The 15,145-nt window shown below is 64.9% G+C and carries 15 protein-coding genes and 1 tRNA gene; 13 read left to right on the forward strand and 3 right to left on the reverse strand.

Annotated elements, in window-relative coordinates; translation table 11 throughout:
- The first annotated feature begins 103 nt into the window (after nt 1–103).
- The gene (locus EDD25_RS14285) at nt 104–1,618 is read left to right on the forward strand and encodes an MFS transporter (protein WP_241986434.1); all 1,515 of its coding nucleotides are present in this window, start codon (nt 104–106) and stop codon (nt 1,616–1,618) included.
- A gap of 117 nt (nt 1,619–1,735) precedes the next feature.
- On the opposite strand, the gene EDD25_RS14290 is transcribed toward EDD25_RS14285, so the two are convergent.
- Nucleotides 1,736–1,987, reverse strand: a complete 252-nt coding sequence (locus EDD25_RS14290; protein WP_134174152.1) for a DUF6458 family protein — start codon at nt 1,985–1,987, stop codon at nt 1,736–1,738.
- A 101-nt stretch (nt 1,988–2,088) separates the two neighbouring features.
- Here EDD25_RS14290 and EDD25_RS14295 point away from each other — a divergent pair, with 101 nt between their 5' ends.
- The 3 genes from EDD25_RS14295 to EDD25_RS14305 are packed head-to-tail and all read left to right on the forward strand — an operon-like array spanning nt 2,089 to nt 5,061.
- Nucleotides 2,089–3,168: a 3-isopropylmalate dehydrogenase gene (locus tag EDD25_RS14295; RefSeq protein WP_134174154.1), complete on the forward strand. Its 1,080-nt coding sequence runs from the start codon at nt 2,089–2,091 to the stop codon at nt 3,166–3,168.
- Nucleotides 3,165–4,298 carry a branched-chain amino acid aminotransferase gene (locus EDD25_RS14300; protein ID WP_134174156.1) on the forward strand — a complete coding sequence of 378 codons (1,134 nt, stop codon included), beginning with the start codon at nt 3,165–3,167 and terminating at the stop codon, nt 4,296–4,298. Before EDD25_RS14295 ends, EDD25_RS14300 begins: the two co-directional genes overlap by 4 nt.
- A 22-nt stretch (nt 4,299–4,320) precedes the next feature.
- Nucleotides 4,321–5,061 (forward strand): fumarylacetoacetate hydrolase family protein, encoded by a 741-nt coding sequence (locus tag EDD25_RS14305; RefSeq protein ID WP_134174158.1) that lies wholly within the window; start codon nt 4,321–4,323, stop codon nt 5,059–5,061.
- 56 nt (nt 5,062–5,117) lie between these two features.
- On the opposite strand, the gene EDD25_RS14310 is transcribed toward EDD25_RS14305, so the two are convergent.
- Nucleotides 5,118–5,735 (reverse strand): TetR/AcrR family transcriptional regulator, encoded by a 618-nt coding sequence (locus EDD25_RS14310; protein WP_134174160.1) that lies wholly within the window; start codon nt 5,733–5,735, stop codon nt 5,118–5,120.
- Between the two features lie 96 nt (nt 5,736–5,831).
- On the opposite strand from EDD25_RS14310, the gene EDD25_RS14315 reads away from it, so the two are divergent.
- From EDD25_RS14315 to EDD25_RS14330, 4 genes are all read left to right on the forward strand, one after another.
- Nucleotides 5,832–6,851: an NADP-dependent oxidoreductase gene (locus tag EDD25_RS14315; RefSeq protein ID WP_134174162.1), complete on the forward strand. Its 1,020-nt coding sequence runs from the start codon at nt 5,832–5,834 to the stop codon at nt 6,849–6,851.
- Between the two features lie 60 nt (nt 6,852–6,911).
- Nucleotides 6,912–7,619: a type 1 glutamine amidotransferase domain-containing protein gene (locus EDD25_RS14320; protein WP_134174164.1), complete on the forward strand. Its 708-nt coding sequence runs from the start codon at nt 6,912–6,914 to the stop codon at nt 7,617–7,619.
- A 120-nt stretch (nt 7,620–7,739) separates the two neighbouring features.
- Entirely contained in the window at nt 7,740–9,275 is a 1,536-nt protein-coding gene (gene gltX / locus EDD25_RS14325; protein WP_134174166.1) for a glutamate--tRNA ligase, read from the forward strand.
- A 101-nt stretch (nt 9,276–9,376) separates the two neighbouring features.
- A tRNA-Gln gene (locus EDD25_RS14330) sits at nt 9,377–9,448 on the forward strand.
- Nucleotides 9,449–9,595: 147 nt separating this feature from the next.
- Here the strand turns inward: EDD25_RS14330 and EDD25_RS14335 are convergent.
- Nucleotides 9,596–10,489 carry a transposase gene (locus EDD25_RS14335; protein ID WP_134174168.1) on the reverse strand — a complete coding sequence of 298 codons (894 nt, stop codon included), beginning with the start codon at nt 10,487–10,489 and terminating at the stop codon, nt 9,596–9,598.
- 209 nt (nt 10,490–10,698) lie between these two features.
- Here EDD25_RS14335 and EDD25_RS14340 point away from each other — a divergent pair, with 209 nt between their 5' ends.
- From EDD25_RS14340 to EDD25_RS14360, 5 genes are all read left to right on the forward strand, one after another.
- Nucleotides 10,699–11,280 (forward strand): type IV toxin-antitoxin system AbiEi family antitoxin domain-containing protein, encoded by a 582-nt coding sequence (locus EDD25_RS14340; protein ID WP_134174170.1) that lies wholly within the window; start codon nt 10,699–10,701, stop codon nt 11,278–11,280.
- Nucleotides 11,277–12,221, forward strand: a complete 945-nt coding sequence (locus EDD25_RS14345) for a nucleotidyl transferase AbiEii/AbiGii toxin family protein (protein ID WP_134174172.1) — start codon at nt 11,277–11,279, stop codon at nt 12,219–12,221. The genes EDD25_RS14340 and EDD25_RS14345 overlap by 4 nt, the downstream gene beginning before the upstream one ends.
- A gap of 507 nt (nt 12,222–12,728) precedes the next feature.
- Nucleotides 12,729–13,460 (forward strand): Ltp family lipoprotein, encoded by a 732-nt coding sequence (locus EDD25_RS14350; protein ID WP_134174174.1) that lies wholly within the window; start codon nt 12,729–12,731, stop codon nt 13,458–13,460.
- A gap of 261 nt (nt 13,461–13,721) precedes the next feature.
- Nucleotides 13,722–13,988, forward strand: a complete 267-nt coding sequence (locus tag EDD25_RS14355) for a hypothetical protein (RefSeq protein WP_134174176.1) — start codon at nt 13,722–13,724, stop codon at nt 13,986–13,988.
- Between the two features lie 304 nt (nt 13,989–14,292).
- On the forward strand, nt 14,293–15,075 hold the full coding sequence (locus EDD25_RS14360) for a hypothetical protein (RefSeq protein ID WP_134174178.1): 783 nt from the start codon (nt 14,293–14,295) through the stop codon (nt 15,073–15,075).
- Nucleotides 15,076–15,145: the final 70 nt, after the last annotated feature.

A 15,145-nucleotide genomic window follows, 5' to 3' on the forward strand; every position in this document is an offset into this window, starting at 1 on the left:
CGGTACAGTTAAACAATCCAGCCTGAACTCGTCACCGCACACAGAGAAGAGCCCGATCGTGCCATCCGCCGCCTTCGACCCCACCCCCCGCGGACAGGTCGCCGTGCGTACGGCGTCGCCCACGGCATCTGCTTCCGGGTCGGCGCGCCGATGGTGGGCGCTCGTGGTTCTGATGCTCCCGGTGCTGCTCATCTCGATCGACAACACCGTGCTCAACTTCGCCCTGCCGGCCATCTCCACGGCGACCCGGCCCAGCGGAACGCAACTCCTGTGGATGATCGACATCTACCCGCTGGTCCTGGCCGGACTCCTCGTGGCCATGGGAAGTCTGGGGGACCGGGTGGGGCGCCGTCGGCTCCTGCTGATTGGCGCCACCGGGTTCGGCCTCGTTTCGATCGGCGCCGCGTTCTCGCCCACGATCGAGTGGCTGATCGTGGCGCGAGCGGTGCTGGGTTTCTTCGGGGCCATGCTGATGCCCTCCACCCTGTCGCTGCTGCGCTCCACCTTCACCGACCGGGACCAGCGGCGCCTCGCCATTGCCATCTGGGCGACCGGGTTTGCCGCCGGCAGTGCGCTCGGACCCGTCGTGGGTGGGATCCTCCTCGAGCACTTTGCATGGGGCTCGGTGTTCCTGCTGGCCGTTCCATTGCTCGTTCCGTTGCTGGTGCTCGCTCCGGTGTTGGTTCCGGAGTCTCGTGACCCGCATCCGGGCCGGATTGACGTGCCAAGCATCGGGTTGAGTCTCGCGACCATGCTGCCCACCGTCTACGGCATCAAGGCCATTGCGCAGCACGGTGTAACGGTGCCCTCCGTCTTGCCGGTCGTGATCGGTCTCGTTCTCGGGGTGCTGTTCGTGCGCCGTCAACTGCGGCTCCCGGTCCCCATGCTCGACATGAGTCTCTTCCGTGCCGGGGCGTTCAGCGGCGCCGTCGTGGTGAACCTGCTCAGCGTGACGGCCCTCGTTGGGTGCCTGTTCTTCATCTCCCAGCACCTGCAGCTCGTGCTGGGTCTCTCGCCGCTCAGTGCCGGCCTTGTGCTCGTGCCCGGGCTCGCGGCCATGATCATCGCGGGGCTGCTCGTGGTGCCGATTGCGCGGCGCGTACGGCCGTCCCGCGTCGTTCCCCTGGCCTTGCTCGTGTCGGCGAGCGGGTTCGCCCTGATCGCCCTGAGCGGCGCAACGATTGACTCCGTGGGAATCGGGATCGCGTTCGTTCTGCTGGGGGTGGGCATTGGAGCGGCGGAGACCGTGTCCAATGAACTGATTGTGGCCAGTGCGCCGGCGGAGAAGGCGGGCGCGGCATCCGCCGTCTCCGAGACCGCCTACGAGCTCGGAGCGGTGCTGGGAACGGCGATTCTCGGCACGATCCTCACGGCCTCCTACCGCCAGGCGGTGCAGCTGCCCGACACGCTGACCGCCGCGCAGCAGCACGCGGCGGGGGAGACCCTCGGTGGAGCGGTTTCGGTCGCATCGGACCTGCCCGCCGAGACGGCAGCCGAGCTGCTCGATTCGGCACGCCACGCCTTCGACAGTGGCGTGGGGCTGAGCGCCTGGATCGGCGTTGCGCTCGTGATCGCGGCCGTTGTCGTCGCGGCAACGGCCCTGCGCCGAGCGCGCTAGCTCGACGTCGGGCCCCTATCCTCGGACAATTCGCCCACACGCCGTGCTGCGTGGCCCGAGGCGCGGCGTGTCGCGACAATGTCCGAGGTTACGCCCACCGGGGGCGCAGCCGCAGCGTTACCTGTCGTCGATAGAGGTGTCTTTACGCGTGACTTGCTGGCTGCTCTCGGGATCCGCAATCGTGCGCACGGTGCTGATGCTCTTGCGGCGGCGGAACATGAACACGAGTCCGATGACGAAAATGAGTGCGCCTGCGCTCATCAGGATGTAGCCGACGAGATCGAGATCGATCCAGGTGACACTGACGTTGAGCGCCCAAACAAGGACGGCGCCCACGACAAAGAGGAAAATACCCAGGCCAACACTCATGATTCCTCAATTCGATAGGGTGGTGTGGTTTCTTGAGCCTAACCGCAACTTTGTGCGCAGTAGGGTTTGACTACAGGTTTTTTTCAGACGCTCGGAGTCGCATGTCTCGCAGAATCAAGCTCGCCGTTATTCCCGGAGACGGAATTGGCCCGGAGGTCATCGCCGAAGCCGTCAAGGTTCTCGATGCCGTCACGGCCGCAGAACCCGTGGAATTCGACAAGACGCCGTTCTCGCTCGGCGCCGCACGGTTCCTGGAGACCGGGGATGTGCTCACGCCCGATGACCTCGCCGCCATCGCAGCGCACGACGCCGTTCTGCTCGGAGCCGTCGGCGGAGTGCCGGGAGACCCCCGGCTCGCCAACGCCAACATCGAGCGCGGCCTGCTGCTGACACTGCGTTTCTCGCTGGACCACTACGTGAACCTGCGCCCGACGGTTCTCTTCCCCGGGGTGCCGAGCCCGCTCGCCGCGCCCGGCAACGTGGACTTCGTCGTCATTCGCGAGGGAACCGAGGGCCCCTATGTGGGCAACGGCGGCACCATCCGCCAGGGTACCCCGAACGAGATCGCCAATGAGGTGTCGGTCAACACTGCCTTCGGTGTGGAGCGTGTCGTGCGTTACGCCTTCGGTGTCGCGGCGGGTCGCCCGCGCCAGAAGCTCACCCTCGTGCACAAGACGAACGTGCTTGTCTTCGCCGGCAGCCTGTGGCAGCGCACCGTCAACGCGCTCGCCGCCGAATTCCCCGAGGTCACGGTGGACTACCTGCACGTCGACGCGGCCACGATTTTTCTGGTCTCAAACCCGAGTAGATTTGATGTCATCGTCACCGACAACCTGTTCGGCGACATCCTCACCGACCTTGCAGCCGCCATCAGCGGTGGCATCGGTCTCGCCGCCTCCGGAAACATCAATCCGGAAGGTCGCTTTCCGAGCATGTTCGAACCGGTACACGGATCGGCACCGGATATTGCGGGCAAGCAGCTCGCCGACCCGACCGCGGCCATCCTCTCGGTCGCGATCATGCTCGATCACTTTGGTCTCACGGATGCCGCGGCCAGGGTGAACGCGGCCGTCACGGCCGATCTCGTCGCCCGCACCGAAGCCACCGCCCCCGGGTCGCGCAGCACCGCCAGCGTTGGCGATGCCATTGTGGCCCTCCTGACTCACGAAGGACTCGCATGACAGACACAGCGTCCACCACGCCCGGCGCCACCGCACCGAGCCACCCGCTTCAGTTTTCGCTCGTGCCGTCGACGAGCAAGCGCGTCCAGGCTGAACGGGAGAGTATCCTCGCCGACCCCGGCTTCGGCCAGCATTTCACCGACCACATGGTGACCATCGACTGGAACATTGACGGAGGCTGGCATGACGCCCGCGTCACCGCGTACGGTCCGCTGATGCTTGACCCGGCGTCGTCCGTGCTGCACTACGCGCAGGAGATCTTCGAAGGCCTCAAGGCCTATCGGCACGCCGATGGGTCGATCTGGACGTTCCGTCCGGAGAAGAACGCCGAACGGATGCGGCGTTCCGCTCGCCGTCTCGCCCTGCCGCAGCTGTCCGTCGAGAACTTCATCGAATCGATCAAGCAGCTCGTCGCGGTCGACGGTGACTGGGTGCCATCCGCTCCCGAAACGAGCCTGTACCTGCGACCGTTTATGATCGCCAATGAGACGTTCCTCGGCGTGCGCGCGGCGCACAACGTGGGCTACTACGTGATCGCGAGCCCGGCGGGCGCGTACTTCCACGGCGGTGTCGCCCCGGTGAAGATCTGGTTGGCCACCGAGTACTCGCGTGCCGGACGCGGTGGCACCGGTGCCGCCAAGTGCGGCGGCAACTACGCGTCGTCGCTGCTTCCCCAGATGGAGGCGCACGAGAATGGTTGCGCGCAGGTACTCTTCCTGGACAGCGAGACCGGAACCCGCATCGATGAGCTCGGTGGAATGAACGTGTTCTTCGTGCACGGCAGTGACACCCTCGTGACGCCCCGGCTCACCGGATCGATCCTCGAGGGCGTCACCCGCGACAGCATCATGCAGCTCGCCCGCGACCGCGGCATGACCGTGGAGGAACGCGAGGTGACTCTCGAGGAGTGGCGACTCGGCATCGAATCCGGCGACATCACGGAGGTTTTCGCCTGCGGAACCGCTGCCGTGGTCACCCCGATCAGCCAGCTCAAGGGTGCCGGCGTTAGCATTGGAGATCCCGATGCCCCGGCGGGAGAGATCACGATGGCTCTTCGCCAGGAGCTCACCGACATCCAGTACGGCCGCATGCCCGACCGGCACGGCTGGCTCACCCGGCTCGACGCCTAGCGTCTCGCCCAGAACGGACTTCATGAAGATTGCGCGTTTCAGCCACGAAGGAACGATTGCCTTCGGCATCGTTGACGACGACGAACTGGTGGTACTCACCGGCGACCCGATGTTCGCCGGTTACGACACCACGGGTGACCGGGTCGAGCTCGTCGACGTGAAGCTGCTCGCGCCGGTTATCCCGCGTTCGAAGGTCGTCGTGCTGCGTGAGGGGTCGGGGCACGAGGGCGCTCGGCCCTCCTTCGCCCTCAAGCCCAACACCGCCGTTGTGGGGCCGGGCGATCCCATCGTGATCCCCGCCCAGTCCAATGACGTCACGGTCACCGGGGCGCTTGGCATCATCATCGGCACGTTCGCCAAGAACGTTTCGATAGCGGATGCCCCCGGTGTCATTTTTGGTTATACCGTCGCCGCCGATGTGACCGCCCGTGATCTCGAGCAGTTGCCCGACCAGGCCGCGACCGCGTCGGCCTTCGATTCCTTCAGCCCGCTGGGCCCGATCATCGACACGGCGTACGACCCCGCCACCGCCGTCATCCACGGTCGCATCAACGACGGCCAATTCCAGAACAGCTCAGCGGCCGTCATGGAGCACAGCGTCGCCGAGATTGTGTCCTTCGCCTCGAGCATTTTCACGCTCCTGCCCGGAGACGTGATCCTCACCGGTGTTCCGGGAAGTTCGGGAACGATCGAAGCCAATGATGCCGTGCAGATCGAGATTCCCGGTATCGGTGTGCTTGTGAACTCGGTTCGATCGGCGTAACCGTCGCCTGATCGGCGTTCCCCGGGCGTCGGCCTCTGAACCCAGTGTGCCGGGAGTCAGCCGGTCGGTGCGGGGTACTGGGGGAACCACGACTGGATCTGGTCGAGCGCCGTCGTGAGCAACGCCACCGATTCGATCGCGTTGACCCTGGCGAGAAGCATGGCGCTCATTGCGAGCGACGCCAGCGTTCTGGCGCGCTCGGGGGCGCGTTCCGACGCGGGGTGCCCCGGAGTGGACCCGGCGGCCCCGAGGGCGTCCCGCAGGGCGTTTGTCAGCTCTGAGCGGTAACCCTCGACAATCTGGCGGGCCAGGTCGTCATGGCCGGCCAGGCCGGCGGCGCAGTTCACGAGCAGGCAACCGCGGCGAGGGGAGTCCTCCGGCAGCGCGGACACCACCGATCGGAGTTCCTCGAAGTAAGCGATCAGCGAGGAACGGCCGCCCCCGCCTTCGGTCAGGATGCTCAGACGTGGCCGGATCACAGTGTCCTGGTAATCCTCGACAGCGGCGTTGAAGAGGCCGCGTTTGCTGCCGAAGGCGTGATACAGGCTGGACCGTTTGAGTCCGGTCACGGCTTCGAGGTCGGCGAGGGAGGCTGCCTCGAAGCCCTTGTCCCAGAACAGGTCCCTGGCGGCTTGCACGACGGTCGTGCGCTCGAAACTCTGCAGCCGTCCCATGGTGTTTCCTCCGCTTTTGCTGTGAGTGGTTTTGTGTATCGGTCGGTACACAATATATATTAGACCATCCGTTACGAAATAACAGAGGAGCCATCAATGGCCGCGTCCAGCACCAGCACCCAGATCCAGCTCGCAGCCCGCCCCACCGGCTGGCCGGCGGATGGCGACTTCAGTAACGTTCGCATCGACCTGTCCGACCTGGCCGCCGGCGAGGTTCGCGTCGCCAACGAGTTCATCTCCGTCGACCCGTACATGCGCGGCCGGATGAACGACGTCAAGTCCTACGCCCCGCCGTACTCGCTGGGCGAGACCATGACCGGCGGCGCCGTTGGCCGCGTGGTCGCATCCGCTTCGGACGCGATCAAGGTCGGCGACGTCGTCGTGCACCAGTTCGGTTGGCGCGACCTGGTGCAGGAGGATGCCGCCGGCTTCCGCGTTGTCCCCGAGGTTCCCGGCGTGCCGCTTTCCGCCTACCTCGGCGTGCTCGGTATGACCGCCCTCACGGCCTATGTCGGCCTGCTCGATGTCGCCGCATTCAAGAAGGGCGACACCGTCTTCGTCTCCGGCGCCGCCGGGGCGGTGGGCAGCATGGTGGGCCAGATCGCTCGCCTGAAGGGCGCGAAGCGTGTCATCGGCTCTGCAGGTTCGCCCGAAAAGGTCGCCCTGCTCACCGAGAAGTACGGCTTCGACGCCGCATTCAACTACCGGGACGGCGACATTGCCGGCCAGCTCGCCGCCGCGGCCCCCGACGGCATCGATGTCTACTTCGACAACGTTGGCGGAGAGCACCTCGAGGCCGCTCTCGCCACCTTGAACGACGGCGGGCGTGCCGCCCTCTGCGGCGCGATCTCCATCTACAACAACACCGAGGCAGCCGCAGGCCCCCGCAACATGGCGAACATCATCGGCCGCGGGCTCACGCTCAAGGGCTTCATTGTGGGCAACTACGTGCAGCACTTCGCCGAGTTCTCCGCCGACATGGCGGGCTGGCTTGCCTCGGGCGAGGTCGTCTTCGACGAGACCGTCGTCGATGGGATCGACCACGCCGTCGACGCCTTCCTCGGCCTCATGCGCGGTGAGAACACCGGCAAGATGGTCGTCCGCACCCACAGCTGAGCCCCAAGGCCCTGCCTCGCCACCTCACTCGTTCCAATCTCACTAACCTTTGGAGAAACAATGAATTCCGTACTTTTTGTCGTCAGCGCCGCTGACCACTGGACCCTCAACGACGGCAGTCTGCACCCGACCGGGTACTGGGCTGAAGAACTCGCCGAGCCGCACCGCCTGTTCAGCGAGGCCGACTGGGAGATCACCATCGCGACGCCGAACGGCGTCGCCCCCACCGTCGACGCGGGCAGCCTGTCGGCCCAGGCCGCCGGCGGCGAAGACCGCCTCGCAGCCATCGCGGCCTACCTCGACGTGATCAGCAGCGAGCTTCAGAAGCCGCGCTCGATCGCCGACGTCACCGTCGCCGACTATGACGTCGTCTTCTACCCCGGAGGACACGGACCGATGGAAGACCTCGCCGTCGACGCCGTTTCCGGACGCATCATGACCGAGGCCCTCGACTCCGGTCTCATCCTCGGCGTGGTCTGCCACGCCCCGGCCGCCCTGCTCGCCGCGAAGCGCGACGACGGCAGCTGGCCCTTCACCGGTTACCGGATGACCGGGTTCACCGATGAAGAGGAGACGCTCGGCGGCCTCGCGCCCAAGGCGCCGTGGCTCGTGCAGAGCCGCCTGGTTGAACTGGGCGCCGACTTCGTTGCCGGCGAAGCGTGGGCACCGCACACGGAAATCGACCGCAACCTCTACACCGGTCAGAACCCCGCCTCCTCCGTCACGCTCGCATCCGCGATCATCGCCGAGGTCTCCGCCCGCGTATAGCCAGCCGCACTCACACAGAACACCCTCGTTCCCCTCGGAACGAGGGTGTTTTGCTGGGTATGCGTGCGTGCGGCCAGAGGCTGACCCGCCACGCGCCGCCTGCAACTAGAATCGTGGGTAATGTCTGAGACAATTGCGCACCCGTTTTCAACCGCCACCGGAACCGACGTTCGAGTCCGGTTCTGCCCCTCACCCACCGGCACGCCCCACGTGGGCCTGATCCGCACGGCCATGTTCAACTGGGCCTACGCGCGTCACACCGGCGGCAAGATGATCTTCCGCATTGAAGACACGGATGCGGCACGCGACACCGAGGAAAGCTTCGACCAGATCGTGGAGGGGATGCGCTGGCTGCACCTCGACTGGGACGAGGGCGTTGAGGTCGGCGGACCGCACGGGCCGTACCGTCAGTCCGAGCGCTACGACATCTACCGGGACGTCATCGCTCGGCTGGTGGAGTCCGGCCACATCTACGAGAGCTTCGCTACCGGCGTTGAGATCGAGGCCCGCAACATGTCGCTCGGACGCGACCCGAAACTGGGCTACGACAACTACGAGCGCGACCTGACCGACGAGCAGAAAGCCGCCTACCGCGCCGAAGGGCGCTCCCCGGCACTGCGCCTGCGCGTGCCGGACACCGAGCTGTCGTTCGACGACCTCGTGCGCGGCAAGATCACGTTCCCGGTCGGCTCCTTCAGCGACTTCGTCGTGGTCCGGCCCAACGGGCATCCGCTTTACCCCTTCGTCAACCCGGTTGATGACGCGCTCATGGGCGTGACGCATGTGCTGCGCGGCGAGGACCTGCTGTCGTCAACGCCGCGGCAGATCGCGCTATACCACGCACTCATCGACATCGGTCTCACCACGTTCGTGCCGCGCTTCGGGCACCTGCCGTTCGTGCTCGGTGACAAGAACAAAAAGATGTCCAAGCGCGAGCCGGAGTCGAACCTGTTCCACCACCGCGACCGCGGTTTCATCCCTGAGGGCCTGCTCAACTACCTGGCCCTGCTCGGCTGGTCGATCTCACACGACCGCGACGTGTTCTCGATCGAGGAGCTCGTTGCCGCGTTCGACGTGGTGAACGTGAACCCGAACCCGGCACGCTTCGACCAGAAGAAGGCCGAAGCCATCAACGGCGACCATATTCGACTGCTCGCCGCGGAGGATTTCGCGGCGCGCATCGTGCCGTACCTCACGGCCGCGAACGTGCTCAGCGAGCCGCTCAGCGACGACGACCGGGCCATTCTCGTGCAGGCAGCACCTCTCATCCAGGAGCGCATCGCGCTGCTCGGCGAGGCCCCGGCAATGCTGGGTTTCCTCTTCGTCACGGCCGACACGCTCGTGATCGAAGCGGATGCCCTCAAGTCGCTCCCGCAGGCCGCCGGCGAGATCCTGGCCGCGTCCGGTGCCGCGCTTCGTGCCGTTCCTGAGGAGGAATGGGCAACCGATCGGGTTCACACCGCGCTCAACGAGGTTCTGCTCGAGGGGCTCGCCCTCAAGCCGCGGGTCGCGTTCGGCCCTCTTCGTGTGGCGGTCTCCGGCCGCAAGGTGTCACCCCCGCTGTTCGAATCGATGGAGATCCTCGGGCAGGTCGAAACCCTCGATCGCCTCGATCGCCTCGCGAACCACCTGGCGGCCGTGGTTCCGAGCGCCTGAGGCGCCCCCGCACCGGCGAACACGCCGGTGCGGCCGCCCGTTTTGTGGTGGGCGGCCGCAGTAGGTTAGAGTGGACCACGGCCCGGTCATAGATCAGGCATTGGGGTATGGTGTAATTGGCAACACGGCTGATTCTGGTTCAGTTGTTCTTGGTTCGAGTCCAGGTACCCCAGCACTAACAGGCGCAGGATTCCGCGGCGAAATCACCTTTTGCCCGTTCTCTCCGTCAGGCCCAAAACAGTGCCAATTACCGTAAACGACACCAAGAACCCCGTGCGGGGTGGCGTCAGCGGTGTTTTTTACGGATCGGTACGGGCCTGTCACGACACGGGCGGGTACTCACGGCATCGGTCGTGCACCTCTTGGGTATGGACGTCGCAACCCAGAACACGCCAACGTTTCTCACTCAGCTCGAGCTCGCCGAGCTGCTCCGACTGCCCGAGCGCAGGTTGGAAGACTGGCGCCTCATGCACACCGGACCGCCCTACCGGAAGCTGCGCGGCCGCTGTGATGACGGCGCTGACGTAGTAGGCGCTGTCGGCGCGCAGAAGAAGCAGTCCGGTCGCGGTCGGGTTGCGGAGGCGTTTCACGGTGGCGAGGGTGTCGGAGACGAACTTCGCCGCTCCGCGGGCGGAGTTGGTGGGGCCTTTCCGCTGCCGGCAGGCGACGATGATCGGTGCAGCAGTCCGGTGCTGATGATGGCGAACAGGGCGTTGAGGCCGCGGACGCCGCAAGTAGCCAAATCCGGCGCGCTGTTTCTGGTGCCCGTGCACTTCTTTGATGGTGTCGTCGATATCGACCAGGGCGCACTCGTCGATGCCGGCCACGATCGGGGTTACGGCGGCGAGGTTGCCCAGCCACCGGGACGCGGCGGCGTCGAGTTGGCGGACATGGCCGAACAGGAACGCGCGCAGGAACGATCCCAGCGTTGAGGGTGCGTAGGTTCCGGTGAACAGTTTCCGCAGCGCCCCGTGCCGCAGGACCGCCATATCGTCGATGGAATGGGCCCCGGTGAGCATTCCTGCGACTAACGCCATCACTTTCATGCCCGCGTTCGCGCCGAAGTATCCGGGTAGTTTCACCCACTCATCGACGAGGGTACTGAGGCCAGTTTTCGCCGCCAACGCCATCACGGGAACAAGCCCGGCAGACGACACGAGATTCGGGTCATCGAAGGAAGCGGACAAGGACCGGTGAGTGTGAGAAAGTTGCATCTACGAGATGCCTCCCTGGTCGGTCGATAGTTTGTCTAAGTAACAACTATTTTACCTGATCAGAGGGGCATTCTCGGCTTAACTCGCCGTCACCGAATCAAAGCCGACCGGTGGATTGAGGCTTAGTATTTGCAACGGCTCCTCCGGAGCAGCGAAAGTAAGACCAGATACACTGTACGTGTAAAGATTTTTGTTGAATGGGAGGTGTGATGACTGCAAACCCGCTGCCGGCGCTGCTCCGGTATCGAGACTTCGACGACTTGGGGCTGACCCGACACCGTTTCGAGCGTTTGGTCGGCGAGGGTGAGTATGAACGCATCGCGCCCGGCTTGTTCCTCCGGGCCGGCGAGACCGACGATACGACGGCGGCCTGGACGGCGATCGCCGTCAAACGTCCGCAGGCCACGATCTGCCTTCTGTCTGCGTTGGCTCTGCACGAGTTGACGGATGAGATTCCGACGCGAACCGACGTCGCGATTCCGCGTGGCATGCAACCGATCGCGATTTTGTCCGCGCCGATCGCGTGGCATCGGTTCGACCCCGAGACATTCTCCATCGGTCGAAACGAACACCCTCTGCCCGGTGGCCTAACGATCGGCCTGTATTCGGCCGAGCGAACGATCATCGACTTGTTCCGTCTGCGCCACGACTGGGGGAGCGACCTCGCCGTGTCGGCACTCAAACGATGGCTCGCGTTGCGCGGCAGCAGCCCCGCAACGCTCCTGACACTGGCAGCATCATTCCCGAAGGCTCGGCCGGCACTGCGAAATGCCCTGGAGATAATCCTATGAGCCCGAACCCGAACCCGAACCCGAACCCGAACCCGAACCCGCAGCACGGCACGCCGGCCGGCGACGCGACGCTGGCGATCCGCAAACTCGCCCGGGCGACCGGCGGTGACGTGCAGGAGCTGCAGACGCTCTATGTGCTCGAGGCATTCCTGGCTCGTATCGCCGAGTCAGTGTTTCGCGATGATTTCGTGCTCAAAGGCGGCGTTCTCCTCGCTGCTTTCGCGCTGCGCCGCCCCACCAAAGACATCGATCTGCAGGCGACCCGCATGCCAAATGATGCCAAAGACGTCGCCGAACGGATGCAGCAGATCGCTACGATCGACCTGCCGGATGGTGTCGTCTTTGACGTCGAGAGCGTCGGCGTTGTAGCGATCCGCGACGCAGACGAGTATGCGGGTGTCCGTGTCAAGATCGTTGGTCTGCTCGGTAGCGCTCGAATAACAATCGGCATTGACGTGAACTTCGGCGATCCGATCTGGCCGGCAGCGGAGCTCATCGAGCTTCCCCGCCTCGTGGCGCTCGGACATCCGCCGATCACCCTGCTTGGATACCCGTTGACCATGGTCCTCGCTGAGAAGATCTTGACCGTCCTCGATCGAGGCGAGGCGAACACCCGCTGGCGCGACTTCGCCGACGTCTATACGGCAACACGTGCGCGCGTATTCGTTGCCAAAAAGCTTCGCACCACTCTTGAGGTCGTCGCCAAGTACCGGCAGGTTGAGCTCACGCCCGTGCTACCTCGACTGGCGGCCATGCCAGCCCTCGCGCAGCCGCAATGGGCAGCCTGGCGCACGCGGACCAACCGTTTTGAAGACCTCCCGGCTACGTTCGACGAGGTTCTGGCTGCGGTTTCGCGATTCGCGGACCCTATTCTCGAGCGAGCCCTATCGGGAAGCTGGAATCCGCAGACAGAGGCCTGGGAGCGAACCGCACTCGGATGACCGGTGTGCGTGATGGGCGTCTCGAGGAGCCAGTGACGGGCTCGTCGGCGTCCGATAGGTGCGCAACTCGGTCAACTGGTGGATGCTGCACCGGGATCGGAACAAGATAGCCGACAAGCTCGAAAGGCTCGGTTCCTGATACCGAAGCAAAGAGGGCGCGCGCCGGTGCAGAGGATGATGGGGCGCGCGGTACTTTCGCGCGCGGGCATCCAGTTCTAAAGTGTTGGTAGGCAACCTCTATTACGCGCTGTCGCTCGTTGCGATTCATCGACGCCGACGCCGACGGCACTCAGCTGAATCTGATTGAGGATGCAGCCTGACTTGAATGCGCTGCCTCACGGTCAACGGGCGCTCGGTTACAGCCGGGATGTCCGCGCATGTGCGAGCGGAGGATTCGGCCGCCGGCGCCGGACAGGCGGCCTCAGATTCGGCGCTTACACGTCTTGACGGTCTTCCAGCCCGAACTGGGGCATAACGGCCGACCGTTCGCAGCGGTCAAGATGAGTCATGACTGATTCACAAGTTCCATCGAACGACCCCGATAATACGAAGGCCTCACTGCCATCCACCCCGGCATCGGCGCAGTCGACAGCCCCTCTTGTCTCACCGCAGAGCACGACGAAGCCAAAGCGGTCCTGGTATAAGAAGAAGCGCTTTCTGATCCCGATTGCAGCCCTCCTTATCGTCGGCTGGCTCGGGTCATTAGGAGGGGACGACACCGAACTGGTCGGATCAGCGAAGCCAACCGCGATCGCGACCGAAGCACCGCTGACGCCAGCGGAGATTGCTGAAGAGGAAGCTGCCGTCGCCGCTCAAGCGGAAAAGGACGCTGCCGACGCCGCCGAGAAAGTCGCACAGGAGGCTGCGGCCGCCGAAGCGGCTGCTGCTGCAGAAGTTGCAGCCGCTGCCGAAGCTGCTGCTGCCGCTGCAGCCGAAGAAGCCGCCCGTGGCACTGTTTCGCAGCAGAATGCGCTCCGGTCCAGCGCAAGCTACCTTGACTACAGTGCGTTCTCGCGCTCGGGACTAATCGGGCAGCTTGAATTCGAAGGCTTCTCCACGGAAGACGCGACCTGGGGTGTCGACCGCGTGACCGTGGATTGGAACGAGCAGGCGGCGGCATCTGCCAAGAGCTACCTCGAATACACGTCCTTCTCCCGTTCCGGCCTCGTCGACCAGCTTGTCTTCGAAGGATTCACAGCAGAACAAGCTGAGTACGGCGTCAGCCAGACGGGACTGTAGCCAGAGCTTGCAGCGGTTTTCTAGGCACGGGCTACGTTGGTTGACGCGTGCACGTCGTTGAGCGTGGGTGCAACCGCGAGTATGAAAGCTCGTGGGGTGCAGCCCAAGCTTCAGTTCGTCCCCTACGCCGGCAAGATGCGCCAGCACATCGTGAGGTCATAATGCCGTCATTGACGCGCAGCTGAAAGCGCGTCACGGTCGGCGTACCTCCTGGTAGCGGCATGATTGGCTCACACACGTCCGCGCACAGGAGGCTTCACCATGACGATCCCGCAAGAGCAGTTCGACGACCTGCTCAGCCGCACCGCGCTGGCTGCGCTGTTCTACTATCCGGAGGTCGAAGTCGACGATGACGGCCACAACCTGCCAAACGACATCGCCTACTGCCTGGAGCCCGTCGCCGGGATCGCGGACGAGGATGCCGAGCGGCTTCGTGTCGTGGTCGGACGCGTGATCGCGAATCCGACCGCGCATCGCTCGGAACTTCTTGCGCTGGTTATCGAGCTGGCTCCGCCGCCTGCCGAGTAGCCGCGATCATGAACGACCCATCTGAGGAAGACGCCGCGTCGCGGAAGGATCTGGCGGAGCATCCGTCTGACGAGGCGGAAAAGCGGCGCCAGTATGTGGCGGCTAACCGTGACCGGATCCGCGAGCTGAATCGACTCTGGCGGGCGGAACACCTCGATCGGGCCCGGGAGCTCAACCGTGACTCGATGCGTCGTGCCGCGACCCGCCGGCATCGTGAGGCGGAGGTGCGGGCGCGGGGAGGGAGCGGGCGAAACGCTGGCGGGAGGAGCATCCGGAGCGCAAGCGTGAGTATCAGCAGCGGTGGGTGGCGGAGAATCGCGAGAAGGTGCGCGAATACTACAACCGCTACTACGAGGCCCATCGCGACGAGGTGAATGCCCGGGCCGCGGCCAGGCGGGATGCGGACCCCGAGCGCACGAAGCAGATCACCCGACAGTTGGCCGACCGCAACAAGGAGCGCCGGGCTGAGCTGCAGCGCAACCGGCGCAGTGATCCCGAGGTCTACCGGGCCGAGCTGGAGGCCAACGCCGCAGCGAGACGCCTCAAGCGGAGCCTGAATCGGGCCGGCCTCCCGCTGAAGCGCATTCACATGGCGACTGCGGCCGAGCGTCGGTCCAATGAGCGTGAGGCCGACGCGTATTTCAATGACCCGTCGCGGCCCGAGCATCTACGGCAGTTCACCGTGTTCGCCGAGTCGCTGACTGAGCATATGCTCAAGAACGGCGCCCGCATGCGCGAGTTCGCCGAGGCTTATGTATCGTCCAGAGCGCGTGTTGGCCTTCCATCGGTTCCGGTGGAAGACGTCCTGTACGCCCGAGCCGTCGAAATAGTCGCAGAGCGGATGCGCCGGGTCGACCTGCTGACCGGCCGTGACGTGGCGGCGGCCGTACGGAGCACGAAGGCCGAGGTCCGGCGCGCAGAGCGGCAGCGGCAGTTCACTGGGCTCGTGAAAGCCATCGTGGTGCAGGTGAATCGCAATGGCGAGAGGTATCGCGTCGATGCAGAGATGCAGAGATGCAGAGATGCAGAGATGGAGAATCGGGCAAGAGCCTTCGGGGGAAGCCTCGCGCGCCGGTCGAGTCACTGATGACGCGGCTCGCTCTACAGCATGTCTTGCAGCGAGTTTCAACGAGCGGGCTGACGATCCAAGATGCTCA

Source organism: Cryobacterium psychrophilum (assembly GCF_004365915.1).
GTDB classification, from domain to species: Bacteria; Actinomycetota; Actinomycetes; order Actinomycetales; family Microbacteriaceae; genus Cryobacterium; species Cryobacterium psychrophilum.